This is a genomic window from Acidobacteriota bacterium (assembly GCA_020853395.1).
Taxonomy (GTDB): domain Bacteria; phylum Acidobacteriota; class Vicinamibacteria; order Vicinamibacterales; family SCN-69-37; genus JADYYY01.
The window spans coordinates 78,505-103,401 of the sequence record JADYYY010000019.1 but is presented as its reverse complement, the minus strand read 5'-3'; the positions used below and the strand labels follow the sequence as shown (position 1 = coordinate 103,401).

Annotated in this window: 20 protein-coding genes; 6 read left to right on the top strand and 14 right to left on the bottom strand. The window is 67.3% G+C overall.

Going from position 1 to position 24,897, the window contains the following annotated elements; all coding sequences use genetic code 11:
• Nucleotides 1-80: 80 nt before the first annotated feature.
• Entirely contained in the window at nt 81-962 is an 882-nt protein-coding gene (locus IT184_16990) for an AraC family transcriptional regulator (GenBank protein ID MCC7010507.1), read from the bottom strand.
• A gap of 286 nt (nt 963-1,248) precedes the next feature.
• Between IT184_16990 and IT184_16985 the strand changes: the two genes are divergently transcribed.
• On the top strand, nt 1,249-2,346 hold the full coding sequence (locus IT184_16985; protein ID MCC7010506.1) for a hypothetical protein: 1,098 nt from the start codon (nt 1,249-1,251) through the stop codon (nt 2,344-2,346).
• Nucleotides 2,301-4,328 (top strand): PQQ-dependent sugar dehydrogenase, encoded by a 2,028-nt coding sequence (locus IT184_16980; GenBank protein ID MCC7010505.1) that lies wholly within the window; start codon nt 2,301-2,303, stop codon nt 4,326-4,328. Before IT184_16985 ends, IT184_16980 begins: the two co-directional genes overlap by 46 nt.
• A gap of 59 nt (nt 4,329-4,387) precedes the next feature.
• Here IT184_16980 and IT184_16975 read toward each other — a convergent pair whose 3' ends face one another.
• A complete protein-coding gene (locus tag IT184_16975; protein ID MCC7010504.1) occupies nt 4,388-5,083 on the bottom strand; it encodes a response regulator transcription factor in 696 nt (231 codons plus the stop codon).
• Complete coding sequence (locus IT184_16970; protein MCC7010503.1) at nt 5,080-6,606, bottom strand: DUF4118 domain-containing protein; 1,527 nt, start codon at nt 6,604-6,606, stop codon at nt 5,080-5,082. The genes IT184_16975 and IT184_16970 overlap by 4 nt, the downstream gene beginning before the upstream one ends.
• A 134-nt stretch (nt 6,607-6,740) precedes the next feature.
• Between IT184_16970 and IT184_16965 the strand changes: the two genes are divergently transcribed.
• Nucleotides 6,741-7,073 (top strand): transcription initiation protein, encoded by a 333-nt coding sequence (locus IT184_16965; protein ID MCC7010502.1) that lies wholly within the window; start codon nt 6,741-6,743, stop codon nt 7,071-7,073.
• An 11-nt stretch (nt 7,074-7,084) separates the two neighbouring features.
• Here the strand turns inward: IT184_16965 and IT184_16960 are convergent, their stop codons facing one another.
• The 3 genes from IT184_16960 to IT184_16950 all read right to left on the bottom strand — a co-directional run bounded on the left by IT184_16960 (nt 7,085) and on the right by IT184_16950 (nt 11,103).
• A complete protein-coding gene (locus tag IT184_16960; GenBank protein MCC7010501.1) occupies nt 7,085-9,763 on the bottom strand; it encodes an ABC transporter permease in 2,679 nt (892 codons plus the stop codon).
• Nucleotides 9,760-10,065, bottom strand: a complete 306-nt coding sequence (locus IT184_16955) for a PadR family transcriptional regulator (GenBank protein MCC7010500.1) — start codon at nt 10,063-10,065, stop codon at nt 9,760-9,762. Before IT184_16955 ends, IT184_16960 begins: the two co-directional genes overlap by 4 nt.
• A 366-nt stretch (nt 10,066-10,431) precedes the next feature.
• Nucleotides 10,432-11,103 carry an LppP/LprE family lipoprotein gene (locus IT184_16950; GenBank protein MCC7010499.1) on the bottom strand — a complete coding sequence of 224 codons (672 nt, stop codon included), beginning with the start codon at nt 11,101-11,103 and terminating at the stop codon, nt 10,432-10,434.
• Nucleotides 11,104-11,694: 591 nt separating this feature from the next.
• Between IT184_16950 and IT184_16945 the strand changes: the two genes are divergently transcribed.
• The 3 genes from IT184_16945 to IT184_16935 all read left to right on the top strand — a co-directional run bounded on the left by IT184_16945 (nt 11,695) and on the right by IT184_16935 (nt 14,039).
• Nucleotides 11,695-12,219 carry a hypothetical protein gene (locus tag IT184_16945; GenBank protein MCC7010498.1) on the top strand — a complete coding sequence of 175 codons (525 nt, stop codon included), beginning with the start codon at nt 11,695-11,697 and terminating at the stop codon, nt 12,217-12,219.
• 77 nt (nt 12,220-12,296) lie between these two features.
• Entirely contained in the window at nt 12,297-13,187 is an 891-nt protein-coding gene (locus IT184_16940; GenBank protein MCC7010497.1) for a PQQ-binding-like beta-propeller repeat protein, read from the top strand.
• A gap of 414 nt (nt 13,188-13,601) precedes the next feature.
• Nucleotides 13,602-14,039 carry an NUDIX domain-containing protein gene (locus IT184_16935; GenBank protein MCC7010496.1) on the top strand — a complete coding sequence of 146 codons (438 nt, stop codon included), beginning with the start codon at nt 13,602-13,604 and terminating at the stop codon, nt 14,037-14,039.
• 212 nt (nt 14,040-14,251) lie between these two features.
• Here IT184_16935 and cadA read toward each other — a convergent pair whose 3' ends face one another.
• The 8 genes from cadA to IT184_16895 all read right to left on the bottom strand — a co-directional run bounded on the left by cadA (nt 14,252) and on the right by IT184_16895 (nt 24,850).
• Entirely contained in the window at nt 14,252-16,429 is a 2,178-nt protein-coding gene (gene cadA / locus IT184_16930; protein MCC7010495.1) for a cadmium-translocating P-type ATPase, read from the bottom strand.
• Nucleotides 16,426-19,524, bottom strand: a complete 3,099-nt coding sequence (locus IT184_16925; protein MCC7010494.1) for an efflux RND transporter permease subunit — start codon at nt 19,522-19,524, stop codon at nt 16,426-16,428. The genes cadA and IT184_16925 overlap by 4 nt, the downstream gene beginning before the upstream one ends.
• A 9-nt stretch (nt 19,525-19,533) precedes the next feature.
• Nucleotides 19,534-20,715, bottom strand: a complete 1,182-nt coding sequence (locus IT184_16920) for an efflux RND transporter periplasmic adaptor subunit (protein MCC7010493.1) — start codon at nt 20,713-20,715, stop codon at nt 19,534-19,536.
• Entirely contained in the window at nt 20,712-21,932 is a 1,221-nt protein-coding gene (locus IT184_16915; protein MCC7010492.1) for a TolC family protein, read from the bottom strand. Before IT184_16915 ends, IT184_16920 begins: the two co-directional genes overlap by 4 nt.
• 58 nt (nt 21,933-21,990) lie before the next feature.
• Nucleotides 21,991-22,287 (bottom strand): hypothetical protein, encoded by a 297-nt coding sequence (locus IT184_16910; GenBank protein MCC7010491.1) that lies wholly within the window; start codon nt 22,285-22,287, stop codon nt 21,991-21,993.
• Between the two features lie 246 nt (nt 22,288-22,533).
• On the bottom strand, nt 22,534-23,880 hold the full coding sequence (locus IT184_16905) for a PQQ-binding-like beta-propeller repeat protein (protein ID MCC7010490.1): 1,347 nt from the start codon (nt 23,878-23,880) through the stop codon (nt 22,534-22,536).
• Nucleotides 23,881-24,182: 302 nt separating this feature from the next.
• Nucleotides 24,183-24,617, bottom strand: coding sequence for a PIN domain-containing protein (locus IT184_16900; GenBank protein ID MCC7010489.1), 435 nt, complete (start codon nt 24,615-24,617; stop codon nt 24,183-24,185).
• Nucleotides 24,614-24,850, bottom strand: a complete 237-nt coding sequence (locus IT184_16895) for an antitoxin (GenBank protein ID MCC7010488.1) — start codon at nt 24,848-24,850, stop codon at nt 24,614-24,616. The genes IT184_16900 and IT184_16895 overlap by 4 nt, the downstream gene beginning before the upstream one ends.
• Between the last annotated feature and the right edge of the window lie 47 nt (nt 24,851-24,897).

Here is a 24,897-nt window from a genome sequence, read left to right as displayed (position 1 = left end):
GTCTGGCGATCCGCTCCGCGTTCGCGGTTGGTCGAGTTGGTGCCGCTGCTGGACGTAGGGCAGCGCGAGGACGAGGCGAGCTAACCGTCAGCGGCGCTGGCGAACCCCTCGGCTCGGAGCCGGGCGATGTCGCGCGTGGGCGCGTTCCCGAAGAACCTGGCGTACTCGCGGCTGAACTGCGACGGGCTGAGGTAGCCGACGCGGTGGCACGCCTCCACGGCCTCGACCTTCTGAAACAGCATCAGCCGCCGCGCCTCGTGCAGCCGCAACGCCTTCTGGTACTGCAGCGGGCTCATGGCCGTCACGGCCTTGAAGCGCTCGTGGAACGCCGACGCGTTCATCTGCGCCGGCGCCGCCATCTCGGCGACCGTCACGGGCTGCGCGAAGTGCTCGCGGATCCAGGCGACGGCCCGCGCCACCCGGTGCACACCGGACGTCCGTTCGCCGATCTGGGCCACGCGCGCCCCGATCGGCGACTGCAGGAGGCGGATCAGGATCTCGTCGACGACGAGAGGGCCGACGAGGTCCGCGTCTTCCGGCCGCACCATGAGGTCCAGCAACCGCGCGGCGGCGTCGACGATGGCGTCGGTCGCGGGCCCGACGTAGAGTGCCCGGCTGTCGGACGGCTTGGGGACGCCGTGCGGAAACACGCGCGCAGAGAGCTCCGCGACGCGCGCAGGCACGAGGTCCAGCTTGAATCCGAGGAACGGATCCCGCGCGCTCGCCCGCGTCACCTGGCCCGAGACCGGCAGCGGCACGGAGAAGACGAGCATGCGCGCCGGATCGTATCGGACCAGCTCGCTGCCGAGCATCATGACCTTGGCGCCCTGCGCCACGATGCAGAGCGACGGTTCCAGCGTGGCGCGGATCGGCTCGGACGAGATCCGCTTGCGGTGCAACGCGTACGTTCCGGGAAGCCGCAACGGGAACACGCCTTCGCGGGGAGCGTACCGAAGAACCATAGTCGCCAATCGGCGCAGCGCCAGCGCGCCAGGCGCGGCGAGGCTGATTTCTTCGAGCGACGGGCCAACGGTTCTCTCCGCAGAGCGGCCGGCGCGGCCGCGAACGGCGGAAGGCTCGGCAGCGGCTCGCGGGCGGGTCCGACGAAGAGTAGGCATGCGCGATGGCCATCGTACACGGCGCCTGCACGCTCGTCTTGCCTGAACCTCCGGGCTCACGCCATCGTTCGAGCCGGATTTCCGGAGGAACAGGCATCGACAGCCTCGCGCGGGCTCGTACGCTCGCGACATGCAGCAGAGACCTTCTTTCGTCGCGTCATGGGTGATCGCCGGTTGCGTCACGTTGTCGGGCGGCGACGCGATCGCGCAGGCTCTCGCGGACGTGAAGACTCCAGCCTCGCCCCTGGTGCTCGAGGCGCAAGGGAGCTTCTTCGTCGGCGGCGAGAACGTCGAGCAGACCCGAGGAGAGCTCGGCGACCTCGGCCCGGGCGGGCACGTCGCCGTCAATCAGATGTACGTGCGCTTCATGGTGCCGCAGGGCAGCGGCGGCAACGTGCCGGTGGTGATGATTCACGGCGCGACGCTGACCGGCAAGTCGTGGGAGACGACGCCGGACGGCCGGATGGGATGGGACGAGTACTTCGTCCGACAGGGCCATGCCGTGTACGTGCCCGACCAGGTCGGACGCGGGCGATCGGGATTCAACCAGGCGGTCTTCAACAACGTGCGCGCCGGCTCGGCCCCGCCGGTGAGCCAACCCGTCTGGCTGCGATTCAGCGACGAGAGCGTCTGGCCCAACTTCCGCTTCGGGCTGACCCCTGGCAAGCCGTTCGCGGACACGCAGTTCCCGGTCGCTTCCGTGGATGAGCTCGCTAAGCAAGGTGTCCCGGACGTCAGCTTCGGCGGCATCCCCACGCCGAACCCGACAATCAAGGCGCTGTCGGCTCTCGCGAGCCAGTTGAACGGCGCCGTGCTGATGGGCCACTCGCAGTCGGGCTCGTTTCCGCTCGAGGCGGCGCTGATCGATCCCGCCGCGGCCAAGGGCCTCGTGCTCGTCGAACCAGGGAGCTGCCCGGCCCGCTACACGCCCGATCAGATCTCGAGCCTCGCGAAAGTGCCGATCCTCGTCGTCTTCGGCGATCACCGCGAGACGCCGACGGGCCTTCCGACGCTGCCGACGTGGCAGGCTCGCTTCGAGGCCTGCGAGGCCCTCATCGCCCGCATCAAAGGTGCCGGCGGCCAGGCCGAGATGCTCGCGCCGCCCGACCGGGGCATTCGCGGCAACAGCCACATGATCATGCAGGACGAGAACAACCTGCAGATCGCCGATCTGATCCTTCAATGGGTGGACGCGCGCGTGGGCAGGCGGAACGGAGGCCGGCCGTGACGCGCGCTCTCTCGAGAGCACTGACGGCTGCGCTGCTGGCCGTGACCGCGATCCGGCCCGTCGCCGTTCAGCCGGCGCCGCGGCTGATGCTGGAGCTCGAGGACTACGCATCGCTGCCGATCACGGCGAACAACGCGGACGGCAACACGCGCGCGCAGCTCGCCCGCGTCAACTTCCTGCGCGACGAGCCTGGCGGCCGCCGCTTCTTCGTGAACGATCTCAACGGCCCACTCTACCTGCTCGACAAACGGACCAGGACGTTCACGACGTACCTGGACTTCAACGGCCTCGCAAGGCGGCCGGGCCTGTTCCCGAAGTTCACGTACGAACGCAACTTCGCGAGCGGCCTGATCAACGTTCTGCTCGATCCCGACTACGCCAACAACGGCGTCTTCTACACGCTCCACATGGAGGATCCGTCGACGCCCGGATCCGGCATGCCCCGCTCCGCGGCCGTACCCGCGCTCGACCTCGCCGGCTACACGACGACGCCGGCCGTCGAGACGCCGACGGTCGACGGACGGATCGATCGCGAGGTCGTGCTGGTGGAGTGGACGGATCGCGACATCACGAACACGACGTTCGAAGGCACGGCCCGTGAGGTGCTGCGAGTGCAGCATCCGCTGGCACCGCATCCGCTGGGCGAGATGACGTTCAACCCGGCGGCGCGGCGCGGCGATGCGGACTGGCGGGTCATGTATCTCGGCGCGGGCGATGCGCAGTCCGGCGAGCAGCGCGACAACCGCCGCCTCAACCCGCAGCGGCTCGACACGCTCGTCGGCAAGATCCTCCGCATCGTCCCCGACCTGCGTGAGCAGACGACCACGAGCACGATCAGCCCGAACGGCCGCTACCGGATCCCGAACGACAATCCTTTCGTGGCCGTCGACGGCGCGAGAAAGGAAGTCTGGGCGTACGGCCTGCGCAATCCCCATCGTCTGAGCTGGGACGTCGATCCGGCACGGCCCGGTGCGACCACGCTGTTGGCCTTCAACATCGGCCTCGTCGGCTGGGAGACGGTGCACGTCGTCCGCCGCGGCGCGAACTACGGCTATCCGCTGCGCGAGGGCACGCAGAGCATGTCGCCCACGAACGGAATGGGCCCGCTGCCTGACACCGACATGATTCCGGTGCAGGTCTCCGACACGGTGACGCGAGAAACGGTTCGGCCGGCGTATCCGGTCATCCAGTACTCGCACGGTCGCGACACCGGCGGTGACGCCATCGCCAACGGCTTCGTCTACCGCGGCACGCGCATTCCAGCGCTCAGAGACAAGCTCGTCTTCGGCGACATCACCACCGGACGGATCTGGTATGCCAACCACGCCGACGTCGTCGCGGCCGACGATGGAAATCCGGAGACGGTGGCACCGATCTCGGAGATGGTGGTTGACCTGCGCCGGCTCGCGGAAGAGAAGTTCCGCGAGCGCGGCGGCTCGGGATCTGCGCTCCCCGGGTTCGCCGGCGCTGCGGGGAGCGGCCGAGTCGACTTCCGCTTCGCGGAGGACGACGACGGCGAGCTGTACATCCTGACGAAGAGCGACGGCATGATCAGAAAGGTCGTCGGCGCCAGAGCCGTGGCCGCGCCCGCACGCGCGGCGGATGTTCCGGCGCCAGGCACTGGCCGGCGCGTCATCGGGGAAGCCACCACCGGGATCCGCAATCCGCTGTCGTCGACGCCGGAATCCATCGCCGCCGGAAAGCGCGCTTATGACGCCAACTGCGCCGCCTGCCACGGCCAATCGGCCCAAGGCGCGGTGAAGGCCGGCCTCACGATTTCCATCATCGACGAGCAGCGCGGCGAGCAGCCGCCGGATCTCACCGACGGTCACTGGGATCACGGCGCGAGCGATCGCGAGGTCTTCACCGTCATCAAACGCGGAGTCCCGACGACGATGATGGCGGGCTTCGAAGGGCGTCTCACAGACGATGTCATCTGGGGCATCGTCGACTACCTTCGATCGCTCGGGCCGGCGAAGTAGGACCGCGGCGTTTCGACAGGCCGGTGGGCCGGCGAATCTCCGCGGTCACTGAAGACGGGTCACGCGCTTTCGGTGGAGAGGCGATAGCCGACCCAGGGCTCGCTCAACAGGTACCGCGGCTTCGCTGGATCGGGCTCGATCTTCCTGCGGACCTGCGCGACCAGCGTCCACAGGTGCTCGGGCTGATCGACGGCGTTCGGGCCCCAGATGGCCTTGAGAATCGCGCGGTGCGTGAGCACGCGATCGTGGTTTCTCGCGAGGAGCGACAGCAGCTCGAACTCCTTCGGCGTCAGGCGGATCTCGGTCGTGCCGTCGACGACGCGGTGGCGGTCGAAGTCGATCGTGAGGGTGCCCACGCGGAGCGGCTGCGGCGACGCCCGCTCGCTCATCACGCGGCGCAGCGCCACGCGAATTCGCGCGAGCAGCTCTTCGGGCCCGAACGGTTTGCTCACGTAGTCGTCGGCACCGAGGTCCAGGGCGTGCACCTTGTCCGCCTCGCTTCCCCGAGCCGACAACACGACGATGGGGACCTGCGACGTCGCTCGCACGCGGCGGCAGACTTCGGTTCCCTGGATATCGGGCAGCCCCAGGTCGAGCACGATCAGATCGGGCATCTCGTCGGCGATCATCCTGAGCGCCTCGCCACCGCTGGCCGCGATGTCGACGTCGTACCCCCGCGTCCGAAGCAGCGGCCCCACGGCGCGCTGAATCGCGACCTCATCGTCCACGAGCAGGATCCGCGCCGGTGATGTCATGCGTGCGAAGGACTGGACTCTGGCGGCCGGATCTGAACCGGCACGGCGATGGTGAAGCGGGCTCCGCCCTCGGGACGGTTCTCGGCCCAGATTCGGCCGTGCTCGGCAGCCAACAGGCCGCGCGCGATCCAGAGGCCCATGCCCGTGCCCGATGCGCGCGTCTCTGCCCCGGCACCACCTCGGTAGAACCGATCGAAGAGATGGGCGAGCTCGCCCGGCGCGATGCCGCGGCCCTCGTCGAGCACCTCGATGATGAGCTCGTGCTGGTGCAGCCGCGTGAGGACTCGGATGGCGGTGCCGGCGGGCGAGTACTGTGCCGCGTTCTCGAGCACGTGCGCCAGCGCGCCGGCCGCGAGTCGCGGATCGAGGCGCACGGGCACGTCGCCCTCCGCCGTGACGTCCACGACGTGCTGCTGCAGGCTGTGCCGGGCCTGATCGCGAGCGGCCGCCACGATCTCCGCGGCGTGCGTCCAGCGCGGCTCGGTGGCAACCGCGCCGGCATCGATCCGCGCCATGTCGATGATGTTCTGGAACAGGCGTGAGAGCCGTTCGGCCTCGCTGAGGATGAGCTCGCTCTGCTCGTTCCGGTCCGCCTCGCCGAGCGCCGGCGACTGGATGTTGCTCGCGGCCACACGGATGGCCGTGAGCGGTGTGCGCAGATCATGGCCGATCGATGCAAGCAGCGTCGTCTGGAGCTCCTCGCGCTGGCGGGCGAGCTCGCCCGCTTTGCGCGCCTCGAGCAAGGAGGCGCGCTCGATCGCGATGGCCGCGATGCCGGCCAAGGCGTCGAGCGTTCCCGCCTCCACCGGCCGGCCGGCGGCCGCGAGGATGCCGATCGGCATGGTGCGCGCACGCAAGGGCACGAGGCGAACGTGCTCGGTGCCGGCGTTCATCACGCGGTGCCCCGCGTAGGTTCGGGCCATCGCGTCGAACTCCAGCGAGGCGTGCGCGGCGGCGAACGCGCTGGCCAGCTCTCGCCGATCGAGGTCGATCGTGCTCGTTCCCGCTTCGTGGACGTTCCAATCACCGTCCTGCGGAAGGGCGATCGCCACGTACTCGAGGTCGAACCGGCGCGCGATCGATCGGGCGAGCTGCGCGATCGCCCCCGGGCCCTCACCCAGGATGAGCACGTCGCGGCTCAGGTCGAAGAGGCGCGCCAGCTCGTCGCGGCGCGCCACCGCTTCCCGCGTCCGCGCACGCGCGGCGGCCGACAAGTTGCTGGCCACCAGGCTCACGGCCAGGAAGACGAAGACCGCGACCCAGTTGTGGGGATCGGCGATCCTGAACGTGCCGGTCGGCGGCAGGAAGAAGAAGTTGATGACGAGCATCGCGACGATCGAGGTCACGATGGCGACCCACAGGCGCGCCGTCGCCGCCGCGATCAGGACGATCAGCAGGAGCGAGATCGAGACGGTGGCCGCATTCGAGTCGGCGAGCCACCACCTGAGCGCGAGCGCAACAGCCGCCACCGCAGCGAGCGCACCGGCGAGGCGAAACGCGTCGCCCGATCGAGCCGACGGCATCAGTGGGCCATGATAGCCGTCGAATCCGGCGGCGGCGATCGGACACATGACCGTTCTCAGGGTCTTCTCAGGACTTTCGATCGACCGGGCCTCGAAGACAACAGAGGTTCGGCTCGAGGAACAGGAGATGGGATATGGCGACCTTCGTCACGATAGGCTACGGCGACCGTGCGGGCTACGACCGAACGGCGCCGTCGGTCAGGACGGCCGCACATGCCCACGACGCGCGCCTTCGGGCCATGGGCGTGCTGATGGGGATCGCCGGCGCTCCTGTGCAGGTGCGCAACCCGGAGGCCGCCGATCTCCACACCACGACCGGACCGTTCATGCGGTCGGACCTCCCGGTCGCCGGCTTCGCGGTGATCGAAGCGAGCGACATCGAAGAGGCCGTGCGGCTCGTCTCCCAGACGCCGTGCGCGGTCGCTCACGGGGTCGTCGAAGTGTGGCCGCTCGACGTCACGCCGTGAGAGCTCCTCACCTATTCTGCGCGCAACGCGATCACCGGGTCGACGCGGGTCGCGCGCCTGGCCGGAACGTAGCTGGCGAGGAGTGCCACCGCGAAGAACAGGCTCGTGACCGCGACCCACGTACCGGGATCCATCGGACCGATGCCGTACAACAGGCCGGACAACGCGCGCGTTCCGAGCAGTGCTCCGGCAACGCCCACCGCCATCCCCACCGCAACCACGAGCAACGATTCGCGAAGGACCATCGCCACGACATCCCGCTGCTGTGCTCCCATCGCCATGCGCAGGCCGAGCTCCCGCGTGCGCTGAGTCACGGAGTGGGACACCACGCCGTAGATTCCGACCGACGCAAGAACCAGCGCAAGGCCGGCGAACGTGCCCAACAAAACAACGTTGAACCGCGGCGTGGCCAGTGAGCCCGCGATCCACTGGTCCATGGTTCGGACGTTGTAGATCGGCAGATTCGGGTCGAGTGCATTCACTTCTCGCCGGATCGGAGCGATGGACTCTGTCGGACTCACGGCCGTCCGGACCAGGATCGTCATGGTGTGCTGCGGCCAGAGCGCTTGGCCATAGGCGAAATACATCTCGGGGATGGTGGGTTCGCTGAGGCCGTCGTATCGGACGTCGCCCATCACGCCCACGATCGTGCGCCAGGGCATCTGAGGTGACGTGCGGAATCGCTGACCGATCGGGTCTTCGCCCGGCCAGTATCGGTTCGCCATGGTCTGATTGATGAGCGCAACGGGCATCGTTCCCTGGATATCGTGCGGGTCGAGCTCCCGGCCACGAAGCAATGGGATACCGAGTACGCGAAAGTAGTTCGCGCTGACCGGCCGGAAGAATGCGACGCGTGGCCGGCCGCCATCCATCCAACCTGCTCGTTCCTTCTCGAACGAAGCGCTGTTGTTCTCGCCGGTGAGCGGCGCGTATCCGGATGCGGCCACGCCGATGACGCCAGGCAGCGCCGCGAGCCGCCGCAGGAGCTCATCGAAGAACAGTGGCACCTGGCGGCCCTCCCACACGAACGCGTCCCCGACGGGAACGAGCTTGTCGCGGTACTCGGCCTCGGGCAGGGCGATGCGGAAGGTCAGGAGCCGATTCGCTTGGAAACCTGGATCGACCCGTTGCAGACGCCAGAAGCTGTTGATGAGCAGCCCCGCTCCGATCAGCAAGACGAGAGCGAGCGCTGTCTCCAGGACGACGAGCGTGGCTCGCAGACGCCGATCACGCTGCGTTCCAGTCAGGCGCCGGCTGCTGCCTCCGAGTGACGGAGCCGACTCGGCGCCAGAAAGCCGCATGGCCGGTCCCACGCCGAAGACGACCGTCGCGAGCACCGTGAGCGCCAGGCTGAACATCAACACCGACCCGTCGATGGCGAAATCACCACGGCTCCGCTCGAGCACGGTGGCCGGCACGATGCCCCGAAGAGCCTTGACAACGGCATGAGCGATCGCGAGCCCGAGGAAGCTTCCGGCCGTAGCCAGCACGAGGCTCTCGGTCAGGAACTGCCGGACCAGGCGCGAGCGTCTAGCCCCGAGCGCGATCCGCATGGCGACCTCCTGCTGTCTCGCGGCGGCTCGTGCGACGAGCAGGTTGCCGACGTTGGCACAGGCGATCAACAAGACGAGACCCGCGGCGACGAGCAACAGCATCAGCGCCTGGCGAACGTCCGATACCATCTGTTCCTTCAGAGGAATGACGGTGAACTTCCAGTCCGTGTACTGGGGAACGTGACCCTCCTGGGCCCGCGCCATGCTCGTCAACTCGGCCTCCGCCTGGGTCGCCGAAACACGTGGCCCGAGTCGCCCGAACACCTGGACGTTGCTCGTGTGGCGGACGGTACGTTCCTCCGGATTCATGGCGAACGGCACCCAGACCTCGGGACCACTCAAGGGAAACTGAAGTGCGGGCGGCACGACGCCAACGATCGTGTGGACGATGCCATTCAGGGTCACGGACCGTCCAATCGCGCGAGGATCGGAGCCGAACTGGCGCTGCCAGAGTGCGTAGCTCAGAACAGCTACCGGAGAACTGGCGGGTCCGTCCTCACTCTGCAGAAAGGTGCGCCCCCGTGCGGCGCCGATACCCAACAGCGAGAAGATCCCCGCGGACGCCCGCGCGCCGGCGACTCGCAGGGGCGCGGTGCCCGTCACGAGATTGAACGTGACGAACTCAACGGCCTCGACTCGCTCGAGAGTACCTGTCTGACTCCTGAGGTCCAGGAAGGCCGCTGGCGACAGGAGGCCCCGGCCGGCGGTGCGAACGTGCGTGCCCCAGATCCCGACCAGCCTGTCTGGTTCGGCATACGGCAAGGCGCGGAGTACGACGGCGTTCACGATGCTGAAGATTGCCACGTTGGCGCCGATCCCCAGCCCAATCGACAGGACCGCCACAGCGGCGAGCCCGGGAATCCTGCGCAGAACCTTGAAGGCGAACCGGACGTCCTGCCAGCAGTCTTCGAGAGGGCGCAACCGCTGCTCGTCGCGCCAGGCCTCGGTGATCGCTTCCTCGGATCCCATCTCGAGCCTCGCCCGGCGGCGCGCTTCGTCGAACGGGAGCCCGCCGCGGACGTACTCGTCGGTCAGGCTCGTCAGATGTTCCGCCAGCTCCTCGCGCACGCGGCTCGCGTCTCGTCGCCCGAGCACGGATGCGGTCAGCCGCGCCATGAAGCGCCGCAACGTCTTCATGTCAGATCCTCCGCCTTGACCGCGATGAACCGATCCATGAGGGCCTTCGTCTGCGCCCACGCATGCGCCTCCACCCGGAGGCGGCGCCGGCCAGCGACGGTGAGGCGGTAGAAGCGGGCCCGCCGGTTGTTGTCCGATGTGCCCCACGCCGAGTCGATCGCCCCTTCCTGTTCGAGCTTCAGCAGCACGGGGTAGAGCGTGCCCTGATTGACGGCGAGCAGATCGCCGCTAATCTGCTCGATACGCCTGGCGATCCCATAGCCGTGCAGCGGCCCCAGCACATCGATCGTCTTCAGCACCATCAGGGACAGCGTGCCCTGCTGTACGTCACGTTTCTCCACGGTCGAGGCTCCTGTTGGTCCCAAAAATCAGTGGGCGTGTTTTCATTTTGGCAAACAACAGGTCAGACGGATCAACGACGACAATGGTTGCTTTCGCTGGCAGAAGAGCGAGCCCCACGCACAGGGAGCGAGAGTCGGGCGTCGTCTTGCACTCGACCACGCCGAGAACCCGGTCGCCTCAGGGCAACGGAAGTGGCGCCAGCGAGATCCGGAGGCCGTGTCCGCCGCGAGCGGTGGACGCGTTAGAAAGCGGCAGCGCTCGATCGCGAGCGGCAGCCCAGAATCAGAGCCTTGCGTCGGAAAGCAGCGATTCCGACGGCTGCGTGCTCATCGCGCGAGCGGTTCGAGCTCGTAGACTCCGCCGTCGGCACGGAGGGACACGAAGAGATGTCCGTTCCTGATCACGTACGACCGGATGTTCGCCCACTGCCGCACGATCTGGTCGTGCAGAGATCCGGGTGGGCACATCGCTCGCGTCAGCGCCAACGGCCCAACCTCGAGCCGATTGGGACCGTCCGACGTCCAGGTCCCGCGCCCATGATTGCAGTCGATGCGCGCCGCCAGTCGGCCTGCGGCGCCGAATTCGATGGTGTACTTCGTCCGGTCGTCTGGCGCGAGCCGCGTGCCGTCACCGCCCTCGAAGGCGACGAGCTGCCAGGACGTGCCTTCCAACGCCATGGTGCGTGCCGGCCCGGGCGACTCGGCGGTGGCGGAGGTGGACGCGGACACCGGCACCACCACCGGCGGCTCGGCCGAAACCCTGAACACGACGATGGTGATGCGCGACGGACAACACAACGGGTCACTGGCAGCATACCGGGCGTAGTCGCCGATGATCTCGGCGCTGCTCCGAACCGCGACGCGCCCGAGCGCGCCATCGGCCCGGCTGTCCATGGGCTGTGGTGAGAGCGTGCCCGCGAACACGCCGCGCACGAAGACGAAGTCCTGATAGGCGCGCGGCCGGCACATCCCGTCGTACCCGGCCGTCGCGCGGATCACGCGTATCTGCCAGCCTCCCTGATAGGCGCCGACGAGATCCCAGCCTCGGTCTCGTACGCGCTGGTCTTCGGGCGATTCCGGTGGGCGTGCGAGGCCGCGACATCTGGCATCTGGACTCTCCGCGGCCGGTGTCCGCTCGTCGAGCCACGCCGCGGCCGTTCCCTGTGCGCCGCTTGCCGACGGAAGACAGATCGTGAGGGCCAGCGCGAACGGCCGAAGCGCCGCATGCACCGCGCGTTCTCGATGAATGACGCGCGCCGAGACGCACATGGAATCCCTCTCTCGTTCGGGAGCCATCGACAACGCTACCACCCTCGCGAGCCGCCCGTCAGTTCCTTTGGACATTCCATATGAACGGGTGGCAGGTTCCTATGGAACACCCAAAGGTGTGCGGGCCACGCCTGGCCCGACGAGAACGGAAGGAACATGGGCCACGAGCGTAGCCGTTGCCCCTGAGACGCTGTGCGACTATCGTTCCCACTCATGCGGGAAGCTCTCAGCCGGCGTGATGTGCTCTGGAAGTGCGCGGCCCTGGGCGTCCTGACGCTCGCACCGGGGGTATCTATGGCAGATGTTTTCGCCTGGTCCGAAATGCAGAACCCAGTTCGGCCGCCGACGCCCTGGAACGAGCTTGGACCTTTCTACAAACGCGAAGCGCCACACGTCGCCGAGCTTCGGGCGCCGGGAGACAAGGGGCTTCCGCTGGCGGTTGCGGGCCGCGTCTTCGACACGCGCGGTGTCGCACTCGACGGTGCGAAGATCGAGATCTGGCAGGCAGACGACGCGGGACTGTACGACCTCGACAGCTATCGCTATCGGACGTCATTGACCGCAGACCGATCGGGTGCCTATGGCTTCAGCTCGATCATGCCTGGTCACTATCCGGCGCGCGTGTGTCAGCACATTCACTATCTGGTCACGGCGCCCGGCTGCAAGCCGCTCACGACGCAGTTGTACTTCGCGACCGATCCCGTGTTCGACGGCGACCCGGCGAAGAACTTCACCAAGGATCCTCTGATCCAGAGCCTCGAGCTGGTGCGGCCAGTGAAGATGACCGCGTCGTCGGAAGGCAGTCGCGCGGGGGTCACGTTCGAACTCGTCCTGGAGCGTCTGTGAACCGCCGGCGCGGTGCGCTCGCCGCCGTCCTCGTCGCGTTCGCATGCTCGACGGCAGCTCCGGCAATCACTGCGCCCGTGGACACCGGGTCATTGCGCGTGGATTCCAAGGTGTTCGTGCTGCTGTTCGCGCGCACGCGACAAACGGCCGTCGCGCTGACCGCGGATCACACGCTGCGCATCCTCTCATTGCCGGATGGCAACGAGCTCCGGACGATCGACTACGGCGATCGGCCGGTCAACGCGATCGACTACTCGCAGGATGGTGCAGCAGTGGCTCTCGGGGATCGAACCGGCCTCGTGAGCGTCTGGGATGCCGCAACGGGACAGCTGCGATTCGACTACAGGCTGCCGAAGTATCCGGGGTTGCTCGCATTCTCCCCGGACGGCCACCGACTTGCGGTCACGGCGGAGGGCGATGCCGCGCAGATACTCGACGCCGGGAACGGCAAGCTCGTCGTGACGCTAGGCAGCCAGGTCGGCGGCACGCCTGCGCTCGCGTTCTCGCCAGACGGGCGATGGGTGGCAACCGGGGACGGCGATACCGTCGTCCGAATTCACGACGCAGCCACGGGTCGAGAAGTCGCCCAGAATCGTGAATTCCTGATGGTGCCGCTGGCCTTGGCCTTCACCGCCGACAACAAGTCGGTTCTCGCGGTGAGCGGTGACAGGGTCGTGACCATCATCGATGCCGCCACGGGCGCCACGATCCGGAAGCTCGACCGCACATCTCAGCCAATATGGAGGCTCGACGTCTCGCCCGACGGCAAGTTCGTCGCCGAGATTTCGAGGAAGTCAGAAGACATCACGCAGCCCGATCGGATTGTCGTTCGCGCGCTCGATACATGGCAGACGCACACCGAATGGCCGCCGCCGACGATGCCCATCGCCACGGGCTGGACGGGCGACGGCAAGCTGCTCGTTGGCCTTCCGGTACCTGAAGGTGTCCGCCTTTGGCGGTTGCACTGAACGAGTCAACCTGAAGATCGAGGATCGCGCATCACACGCAACGATGTGGACAGGCCCTGCCGATTGCAGGTGGACCGTGAGGTGACGGCCTTCGTTTCCAACGACGCCCCTCCTGGTGGCTGGTCACCAACCGGAGCGTCTGCATCCGAGGGGCGCACGTAGCGAAGCCCAGCCTGCTTGGCCGAACCTTCACCCGGTCGCGCATCCCATGCTGTCAACGACGCATCTGACACCTTCCGCCTCGCGCAGGGCATGTGTGGCATGTCAGAACGCATTGCCGTTGCAGCCACCTGCCTGATCTCCGCGCTCACCATCGTGGCCGGCGTGGGCCGCAGCGCGGAATCGCGTGCGATCCTCGGCCCCGAGTGCGTCGAGGGGCGATGCTAGGATTCGCCCTACAGGAGCGCTGCGGAAATGGTCGAGTGGCCCAGAGTCCCCTATGTCGGCGTCGGTTGTCTCGTGATTCGTGATCGCCGCCTCCTGCTGATTCGCCGGCACGGTTTGCACGGCGCGGGATCGTGGTCGCCGCCGGGCGGCCACCTCGGGTTCGGTGAGACGCCCGCGCAGTGCGCCCGCCGAGAGCTGTACGAGGAGACCGGCGTGGTCGTCTCCGAGGTGACCTTCGTCGCGATTACGAACGACATCTTCGACGCAGAGGACAAGCACTACATCACCGTGTGGATGCGCGGCATCGCTTCGGCTGGTGAGGGCACGATTCAGGCACCGGAGGAAGTGGCCGAGATCGGCTGGTTCGACGTCGACGCGCTCCCGTCGCCGCTGTTCTTGTGCTTCGCCAACCTGGTCGCGGGTGACTGCGCGCCGCGGCTCGGCCCGGGCGAGGCACTCCGGTGACCATCGTGCTGCGACTCTCGCGAGCGCGGTCGAGGCGCCGCTGATGCGGCGGGCCTAGCCGGCTCCGGTGAGCATGGGCTGCGGCTCTCGCGAGCGTGTTCGTCCGTGCCACCAGCGCAATGCGAGCTCAGTTGGTCCGCGTTCGGCGCGTGACTCCTGACGACGGAAGCTGACATCGCCGGCGTGCTCGAAGGCATCGCCGCCGAGCGCATCTACTCGGCCATCGACGAGGTTGCGGACGACGGAGGTCGTGGCAGGCGCAGTGCGCGCAACCCGTTGACGATCACCACGAGTGACGCGCCCATGTCTGACGCCACCGCCATCCAGAGCGTCGCCCACCCGCCCACGGCGAGCACGATGAAGACGGCCTTGTTGATGAGGGAGAACGTGATGTTCTGCCTGATGATGCGGAGCGTCCGACGGCTGTAGCCGAGCGCGACCGGAAGCTTGGAGAGGTCGTCGGCCATCAGCGCGATGTCCGCCGTTTCCAACGCGACATCAGCGCCTGCGGCGCCCATCGCCACTCCGACGGTCGCGGCTGCGAGTGCCGGCGCGTCGTTCACCCCATCGCCGACGAATACGACGCGGGTGCCGTCGAATTCCAACTCGCGAACGGCCGCCAGCTTGTCGTCTGGCAGGAGGCCGGCACGGTGCTCCGTTACTCCCACGGCGGCGGCGACCGCGCGCGCCGTGCCTTCGTTGTCACCCGTGAGCATCAGGATGCGTCGTACGCCCGCGCGCCGAAGGCTGGCGATGGCGTCGGCAGCATTGCCGCGCGGCCGGTCGCCGATGCCCAGGACGCCCAACGCAGACTCTGATGTTCCGAGAGCGATTGCGGTTCTCCCTTGCTGCTCGATGCCCGCAAAGGCCGCTTCGAGCTCCGCAGTCCACACGGCCCTCTCGCGGCACAGACGTTCGTTGCCGAGGAAATAGCGGCGTCCCGCCACGGTGCCTTCGACCCCCAGCCCAACGACGGCCCGAAAATCCGTCACCGGCGAGGTGTCCAATCCACGCGCGCCCGCGGCTCGAGCAATCGCCCGGGCGATCGGGTGTTCGGATCCGCGCTCGAGCGCCGCGGCCACACTGAGGATGCCGACTGCGGACGCGCCGGCGACGGGCAGCACGTCGGTCAACGACGGCTGCCCCTCGGTGAGCGTGCCCGTCTTGTCGAATGCGACGACGGTTGCCGCACCGGCGTTCTCGAGATGCAAGCCGCCTTTGATCAGAATGCCCTCACGGGCGGCGCCGGCAAGGCCGCTCACCACGGACACCGGCGTCGAGATCACGAGCGCGCACGGACACGCAATGACGAGCATGGCCAAGGCGCGGTAGAACCAGTCGCTCCAACTGCCGAAATCGAGCGCCGGCGGCACGACCATCACGAGAATGGCCACGCCGACCACCGCCGGCGTGTAGACGGCAGCGAACCGATCGATGAACGACTGCGACGGCGCGCGCGTCGCCTGGGCTTCCTCGACGGCGTGAACGATGCGCGCCAGTGTCGTGTCTTCGACGAGCTTCGTGACCTCAATCTCGAGCAGGCCCTGCTCGTTGATCGACCCGGCGAACACTTCCGCGCCGACGGTCTTGTCGACCGGCAGCGACTCGCCGGTGATCGGCGCCTGGTTCACGCTCGACGTGCCTTGCCGCACCACGCCATCGAGCGGGATCCTCTGACCCGGCCGAACGACGATGATTTCGCCGGCCGTGACTTCGGCCACGGGCACCGTCTTCTCTTCGTCCCGCCGCTTGACCGTCGCCTCGGTTGGCGACAGATCGATCAGCGCGCGAATCGCGTTCCGCGCGCGATCCATCGACGACGTCTCGAGTAACTGTGCCACCGCGAACAGGAACATGACCGACGCGCCTTCGCTCCATTCCCCGATCGCCGCCGCGCCGATCGTGGCCATCGTCATCAGCACGTTCATGTCCAGCGAGAGGTTCCTGGCGGACTTCCAGGCCCGAGGAACGATGAACCAGCCGCCCGTCGCTGCCGATAGCCCGAGGAGCACGACCTCGATGCCACGATTCGCGTTCGTCCAACCGGCCAGAAGACCCATGGCGAGCCACGCACCCGACACCGCGCACATCGCCAGTCGTCCATGTCGTTGCCAGAAGCGCGGTGGAGGAAGCGCCTGACCTTCCGGCCGCGCGGTCATGCCGAGATCTTTGACAGCGCGCTGGACCGTGACCGCTGGAATGTCGCCATCCACTCGGAGTCGCCGGTTGACGAGATCGAACTGCAGCCGCTCGACGCCAGGCATCGGTGCGAGCTTTCCTTCGAGTTGCCGGACCTCGCTCGCGCAGCACATGCCTTCCACGATGAAGGAGTGACGGCCGCTGCCAGTCGAGACCGGCGTCGGCGCCTCCTGGGCAACCGAACGACTCACAGTTCGGCCTCGCGGTGCTTCGCCCGCCGATCCAGCCAGCCGTGCACTTGGAGATAGAACGTCGGCAACACCAACAAGGTGAAGAGCGTCGACGTCACGAGCCCACCGATCATGACAATCGCCAGCGGCCGTTCGATTTCCGTCCCGTGAAGCTGGAGCACGAGAAGCGGCAACAGGCCGAGCGTCGCGGTCGCTGCCGTCATCAGCTTCGGCCGGACGCGGCCGATGCTCGCCTCACGGACGGCTTCGCGAAGCGTGCGCCCCGCGGTCATGAGACCGCGTGTCTGCGCGACGAGCACGAGGCTGTTCTGCACGGCAATGCCGAACAAGCCGATCAGACCGACGAGCGACGACACGTTCCAGGTCTCGTCGGCCGCGAGCAGCGCGAACACGCCGCCGACGAACGCGATCGGCACGGTGGCGAGGATGAGCGTCGCCTCGATGGCCGAACCCAGTGCGATGAGCAGCAACACGAAGACGCCGAACAGGGCCGCGCCAATGGCCAGCATCAACGAGCGCGTCGCCCGCGCCTGACTCTCGACCCTGCCTCCCAGATCGAAGAAATAGCCCGCGGGCAACTGCAGGCGCTCGGTGAGGATCTGGCGCACTTCGGCTGCGGTGCTGCCGAGGTCTCGCCCGCTCACCGAGGCTTCTACCGCAATGCGGCGCATGCCGGCCTCGCGGCGAATCGCCGCGGGACCGAACGTCTGTGTCAGGTCGGCGAGTTGGCCCAGCGGAATCTTCTTTCCGTCGTGCCCATCGACAAGGAGCGTTCGGATCGCTTCGAGCGAACCACGCTGATCGTCCCGAAGGCGAACGAGCAGGTCGTACCGGCGTTGGCCCTGCCAGACCTGGGCACCCTCCTCCCCGACGAGACCGATACGTATCGCGCGTACTACGTCGCCCGGGGCGAGCCCGACTCGCGCGGTGGCTTCGCGATTCACCGCAATCTGCAACTGGGGCAGACCCGTCAGTTGTTCGACACGCAAGTCCGCCACTCCTCCCACACCGCGGATCAGGCCTCCGGCTCGTTCAGCGAGTCGAGACAGTTGGTCGAGATCCGGACCGAAGATGCGCACCGACAAATCCGCTGGCGTGCCGCCGAGGCCTTCATCGATCCGCATGCCCAGCGGCGTCGTGAACAGCACGGCCACACCCGGCGTGTCTTCCACGCGCTCGCGCATGTCGGCCTCGATGGCGTCCATCGAACGCGTTCGGTCCGGCTGGAGCACCACGAGCACGTCCGAGACGGTGTGCGGCATCGGGTCTTCGGTCCGCTCGGCTCGTCCCGTTCGCCGCACGACGTCCTCGACCTCTGGTACGGCGCGCAGCGCATCTTCGACGCGGTGGTTGAGCCGATCGACTTCGTCCAGGGCCGCTTCAGCAGGTAGCACCGTCTGCAACAGGAAGGCCCCCTCGTCGAGCTGCGGCATGAAGTCGTTGCCGACGCGCGCGCCCGCGACCGCCGTCACGATGACAGCGGCCGCCGTCAGGACCGCGACGATCCACGGCCGGCGCAGGGACGCGTCGAGCATCGGGGCGTACCACTGCTTCACCTTCCGTAGCAGCAGCACGTCGTCGTCACCGCCGTTGCCGTGACGCGGCTTCATGAGGCCGGCCGCCGCGACCGGCACCAGCGTGAGGGCCAGCACGAGCGCCGCGGTCATCGCGGCGATCACCGCGGCTGCCAACGGCTGATACATCCGGCCCTCGATGCCCGAGATGCCGAAGAGCGGCAGGAAGACGACGACGACGATGAGGGTGGCAAAGGCGATCGGCGTCGCCACCTCGAGAGCGGCGTTCATCGCGCGCTCCCGGCGCTCGGCCCTCGACGTGGCTCCCGACAGCCGATGGAGGATGTTCTCGACCATGATGATCGCGGCATCGACCAGCAGTCCAACAGCGATGGCGAGGCCGCCGAGCGTCATCGTGTTGAGGCCGACACCGAGCTGGCGCAGGAGCAAGCCAGACAGCGCGATCGAGGCCGGAATGGTCAGGGTGACGATGAGCGCGGCGCGGGCGTTGCCGAGCAAGACGAGGATCACCAGGACGACGAACACGCCTCCCAACATCACGGCGCGGCCGACGCCGCCGAGGGCCGACTGGACGAGCTGCGATTGGTCGTAGACGATGCGAAGCTGGACGCCCTGGGGCAGCGTCCGGCGAATGTCCTCAACCGCTGACCGGATGCTTGCCGCGACCGTGACGGTGTCGGCGCCGAACTGCTTGATGACGCGGGCGCTCACGACTTCGCCCTTCAGGCGGTGGGCCACGCCCCGGCGGACGGCAGGGGCCTCGCGAACGTCTGCCACGTCGCCGAGCAGGACGGGAACGGCACCTCTCGTCGTGACGACCGTTCGGCGCAGGTCGTCGACCGTTCGTGCTCTGCCGATCGCCCGAACCGTCCACTCGATCGCCCCTTGCGCCACGATGCCACCCGCGGCATCGATGTTGGCTTCATCGACCGCGTGCATCACCTCATCAAGGCTCACGCGCCTCGCCGACATTCGCTCGGGATCGAGCTGAACCTGGAATTGACGCAGGTAGCCGCCGAGCCGCTCGACGGCGGCGACGCCTGGGACGGCCAGCAGACGGTTGTTGACCTCGAATTCCGCGAGGTCCCGGAGCGTCATCAAGTCGGCGGCACCGGCATCGGCCTCGAGCGTGAACTCGAAGATCTCGTTCAGCCGCCCGGTGAGGCTCGAGATCAGCGGCGGATCGGTGCCGGCAGGAAGCTGGCCAGACGCCTGCGCGACGCGCTCGGCCACGAACTGGCGCGAGCGGTAGTAGTCGGCAGCAGGGTCGAACTCGATCGTCACTTGCGCGACGCCAAGCTGAGCGTTGGAGCGGACGCGCCGAACGTCGGGGAGCCCAGCCAGAGCGACCTCCATCGGGATGGCGATCGCCGTTTCCAGCTCCTCAGCGCCCATCGCCGGGTTCTGCGTGATGACGTTGAACACGGGCGCCGAGAGGTCGGGAAACACGTCGCGCCGGAGGTCCTGGATCCAGAATGCACCGACCGTGGAGCCGGCCGCGACGAGGAGGCCCGTGAGCAGTGGTGCACGGAATGACTCGCGTACGAGTGTCCTGATCATCGCGTGCCCTCAGTGGTCGTCGTGACCGTTCTCGCCCTTTTCGGCTTGCGCTTTCAGCAGGAACGCGCCGTCGACGACCACGGTCTCGCCCGCGCGGAGCCCCGAGAGCACTTCGACCTCGTTGCCGAGATCGCGCCCACGGCCGATAGAGCGAATCTCGAAATGGCGTTCATCCTTCGGCACGAACACCGTCCACTCGTTCCGCACACGTTGAACCGACGCCACCGGAACGGTGAGCATTGAAGCGTTCCCGGCGCCCGCAGGCACTGTTGCGGTCGCCGACATGCCAGGCCTCAGCAGACCGCCGGTGTTCTTCACGTCGATGCGAATCGGGACGGTTCTCGATTCGGACTCGACCTGCCGCCCGACCATCGACACCGTGCCGCTGAAGTCCCGTCCGGGCAATGCGGAGAACGACAACCGGGCCGACACGCCTTGCCGGATACGCACGGCGTCGCGCTCGAACGCATGCACAGTGAGCCAGAGCGTGGAGAGGTCGCCGATGCGGAACGCGGGAGTCGCTGGATCCAGCATCTGCCCCATCACGGCAACTCGTGCGATCAGCGAGCCGGCGATGGGCGAACGCAGGGGAAACGCAGACGACGTCTCGCCCTCGGTGTCGTCGGAGGGAGCTTCGACGCCGAACGCCACGATCGCGGCCCGCGACGCGCGCACCGCGGCCCGTGCCTCACCGGCTGCGGACTCCGCTTCCTGCACTTCGCGCAGCGGCGCGATCTTCTCGGCAGCGAGCTGTCGCTTCCGTTCCAGCGTGGCCTCGGCCAGCCGCAGGCGTGCCGTCGCCGACAGGTACTCCGCGCGTGCTCGACCAAGCTCCGGGCTGGTCAGCTCGGCCAGCGCCTGGCCGGCTGAAACCGTCTCGCCGGCGCTCACCTGCAGGCGCGTGACGCGGGCCGACACCGGCGCACTGACCTCCGCGTACGCGCGCTCGTCGACGGCGAGCTCACCCAGGAGCACCACCAGATCGCCGCCGGTTCGAGACTCGACCGGCCGCGTCGTGATCCGGAGGTCACGCAGCATGCCTTCGTCGACTTCGACCGTGTTCGGTGCCTCTTCGTGCGCAGTCTCGGGCGCCTTCGATACCGGTGAATCGGCTGACGATGTCCCGTTCGGGCTGCCACTGCAGCCGGCGAGCGTCGCGTACAGGGTGAAGAGGAATAGGGCTCGGGTCATCGCAGCAATCCTGCGCTGGCGTCGAAGTCGGCACGAGCCAGTGCGGCCTCCAGAAGGGCGTCCAGGAACTGAACACGGGTGTCGAGGATCTCGCGACGGATGAGGAGCAGCTCCGGAAGGCCGATCTGCCCGACATCGAAGCTTCGCGTGGCGAGCTGTGCGTTCTCTTCGAGGCCGGGAAGGGCGTCGGTTTCCAGAATCCGGAGCGCAGCCTGTCGACGGCTGAGTGTCTCGAACGCGGCACGCACTTCGATCTCACCGCGGGCTCTAGCCGCCGCGAGATCCGAACGGAGGCGCGCGGCACGCGCGGAGGCCACCGCCCGCTGTTCCTGCCCTCGGGAAAAGGCCGGCAGCGCGATCTTCAGGCCACCGACGAGGATCTGGTCGCCTTCCTCTCGGGAGTACCTGGCATCGAGTCCGTACTCGGGCTTGGTGTAGGTCAGGCTCAGCCGGACCTCGGCCTCCGCCTCCTGAATCGCGGCCTCGAGCGACCGAAGTTCCGGACGCGCGGACGCTGACTCCAGGGCCGCGACAAGGTCGACCTGGCCGCTGGGTCCCAACGAGCCCGTGACGTCGATGTCTTCCTCAGTACGGAGCAATCGTTTCAATTCGCCAAGTGCCGCCGCCTTCCTGGCCGAGGCCTCTTCGCGCTCGGCTCGCACACGAGCCAGTGATGCGCGTGCGATGTTCACGTCGAGCACCGCAATGTCTCCCGCTCGATAGCGGCGGTCGGCCGAGGTGTAGATCGTGTTGGCCAAATCGAAGGCCGATGCGAGAAGCGCGATCCGCTCGTTGGCGTGAAGGACGCGGTAGGACGCGGCAAGAGCGTCCCTGAGGACCAACCGGGTGACGTGATCGACGTCGGCCCTCCTCCCGGCGATCGCGGCATCGACCGCGGCGATACGCGCCGTCCGCCGAAGACGGGGTTCGAACGCCTGAGCGAGGCCGAACTCGAAATCGGTCGATCGGGTTCCCGTGCCATCGCGGTTGCCGACGGCCACGTCGATCTCCGGATTCGACTGCAGGCGCAACGACGCGCCCGCGAGTCTTCCTCGTGCCTCTTCGACCGCGAGTCGCGCGCTGACGATCTCGGGCGCACGTTCGCGAGCGCGCGCCAACACGTCGGAAAGCGTGAGAGGCCGACCTTGTGCCGCCGTGACGTTTGCGGACACGCAAACGAGCACACACGGCGCGATGGTTCTCATCCCAATGCCCATGCGACTTCCTTCGCCGACACGCGTCGGCTGGTCTTACGGAGAAACTGGACGAGAGGGGCTACGAAGCGAGGCGCTTCGGAACGTGCAAGATGTCGAGGACGGGAGTCTGCGGAAGGTGAGGAACCAGGCTATCGGCGGTAGCGATGACGACATCGTCGCTGCTGGACGCGTGCACGAGCAGCGGCTCAGCGGCCTGAGCACAACATCCGCAGGTCACGCATGTCGGTGGGCACGCGCCGTCGTCTCGCCCGGACTGCTCCACGCCGATGCATGGTTCATCGACGATCAGCACCGCGGCGCCAGAGGCGCTGAGGCTCAGAAGGGTGACGACGATCGCGAAGAACAACCGGCGCACGGTGTCGATCCTAACACTCGGCGTGATCGGCGCGGTTCAACTCGGGGAGGTCCGCTGGGGCAGAAGACACCATCCACGCAGGGAAGGACCCGGCTCAATCGTCGCGGAACAGCTTGATTCGATTGGGGTTCCAAGCCTATCTGACGATGAGTGGCAGTCCCACGCACCTACTTTCCCTCCGAATCGCCAGGGCACGTTGAGCGAGACTCCGGCAGTCGGCCGCGTCCTGCGCCGCAGCCTGGCTTCTCACTGGAGCTTGATCAACGCCTGGTACGAATCCACCCACAGCCCCCCATCGGCCGGAGTGATGTACCCGAACGACCAGTTGGGTTCCGCCGTGGGGCGCGTGAAGGTCCACAGGACGGTGCGGGTCGCCAGATCGATCGCGTTCAAGTTCCCGCCAGGCAGCACTGGCGTCTGTTCGATCGGCTTGCCGCCCTGGTAGACGATTCGCCCCGAAGTTTCCGTGGTGGGCTTCGCACCCGGGTGGCCCTGCACGTAGAGCACGCCTCCGGCAACGGCGATGGCTCGCTCTTCCTGGCGGTATTGTCCTGGCAGCAGCCATGCGCGCTGACCCGTCGCCTTGTCGAACGCCACCAGCGCAACTTGTGTCACACCGATCAGCACATCCCCCGCATCGACTAGTCCAGAGAGGCGGAACGCGCGCTCGCGGCCATCATATGGAGCACGGACCTCGACCGGCGGCCAGAGGTCGCGGCCTGTCTGGAGGTCGATGCCGTACAACGTCACGCCGTTGACAGCGTAGTATCTGGCGCCCGCCACGACCGCCTGGTTGATGCAGATGTTGACGTTGCCAGCCGACGAAGCGGGATACCGCCAGCGTTCCTGGCCGGTATTCGTGTCGAGCGCCACCAGGTGCCGGGCGTAGCTCGCGGGCTGATACGCGTCCGCAGCCTTCACGAGCACGTTGCGCGTCACGTAGACGCTTCCGCCCGTCGCAACCGGAACCGAGTCGCACGATCCCCGGCGCGGGAACGCCGCAGCCCATTTCTCGCGCCCCGTCATGGCATCGAGCGCATGGAGGTTCGCGTCTTCGCCGAGCACGAATGCCGTACCGGCATCGGCCGCGACCGCTGTCGACTGCGCTGTTGCCGGTCCACGCCACGCCTCGAGGCCTGTAGCGATCGTCACTGCGACGAGGGTGTTGCCCATCGGCACGATGGCGAGCCCGCCCGACAAGGCTGGTACCGTCGAGACGAATGGGTTGCCACTGGCGGTGCCGGTGGGACGGAATGCCCACTTCAGTTTCCCGGTGATGGTATCGACGGCGAACAGACCACCGCGATTCGTCGAGTTTCCTCCGACGATCGTCGTCCCGGCGAGCACGGTTGGCCCCCAGTCACGATGACCGGGATTGACGGTGAACTTCTCAACGGGCGTGGTCCGCAGCGGAGCGATGCTCGTCGCGGTCTGCGCGAGCGTGAGCACATGCGCGATCACCACGAGAGTGGCGGCCAGGCCGACTCCGGTCATGTGCTTTGGCATCGGTGCCCATTCTAGACGAATGGATCTGGGGCTCGTCGCCCTTCTGCCGGGTTCACCGCGGTCAGACGGTGGCGTTGAGAGACTCACTTCCAGCTCGCGTGTCGGCCGTCAGCCTCGAATCGATCTGGAAGTCCGAGGTCGCGGCATACGCCGATATCCGGCACGTGCTTCAGCGATTGCCAGTGGAGGTGGGCGTGATCCGATTCGGTGGACGACGAGCCGCTCAGGCGGCGTAGTTAATCCGTCCACCGGATCGGATCACGCCCAGTCTTCATGCTCTGCCGCGCTGAGCGGCGCTAGACAATCCGGCGAAGCCTACCAATCCGAATAGCCAGTGACTTCACGAAAGCCAATTCCGACGAATGTCAGGGTGTCGACCTTCGGTAGCACTACGCGAATGGATCCCGTACGTCGAGCGTCTCGAACTTCCGAAAGTCGCGGTCGTTCGAGTAGAGCGTCCGCACCCCGTTCTGAAACAGGATGGACGCGACGTGTGCGTCCGGCACGAGGTTGCCGCGGACCACGGTGTCGGCTGTGACGTGCAGGTAGGCGTCCATGAAGTCATCCTGCTCGGACACCACGCGTGCCTGCGGCAACGCCAGGATGGCCTGGACGTTGGCGAGGGCTTCCTCGGGTGTCAGAGGCGCCGAAAAGATGCTCGGGTGCGTGGCGATGCGGAGATAGCCCATAAGCGTCGGCCAGGTCACGCAGAGCACCTTGGGACTGGCAGCGCACGATTCCAGGAACTCGCGCGCTGCAGCGTGTCGCTCGCTCGATCGATCCGAGGCGAAGAGGAGCACGTTGGCGTCGAGTGAGTAGCTCAAGACCGATCTCCGTCGAGCGCGGCGTACACCGCGTCCTTGTCAGAGAGATCGATCAACGCCTTCATCGGACGCGACGTCCACCGAAAGGCCGGGCGTTCGCGTCCCGTGCGACGCCGAGCCAGCGCGTCGGCCAGCAACTCCGAGACCACGGCCCCCATAGAACGGCCTTCCTTCTCGTGGATCGCCTTGATCTCCCGGAGGACCGGGTCGTCAATGTCAACAGTGGTACGCATGATGCTTGATGATAGCACTCTACGCATCTGATGTCGCGATACTGAGG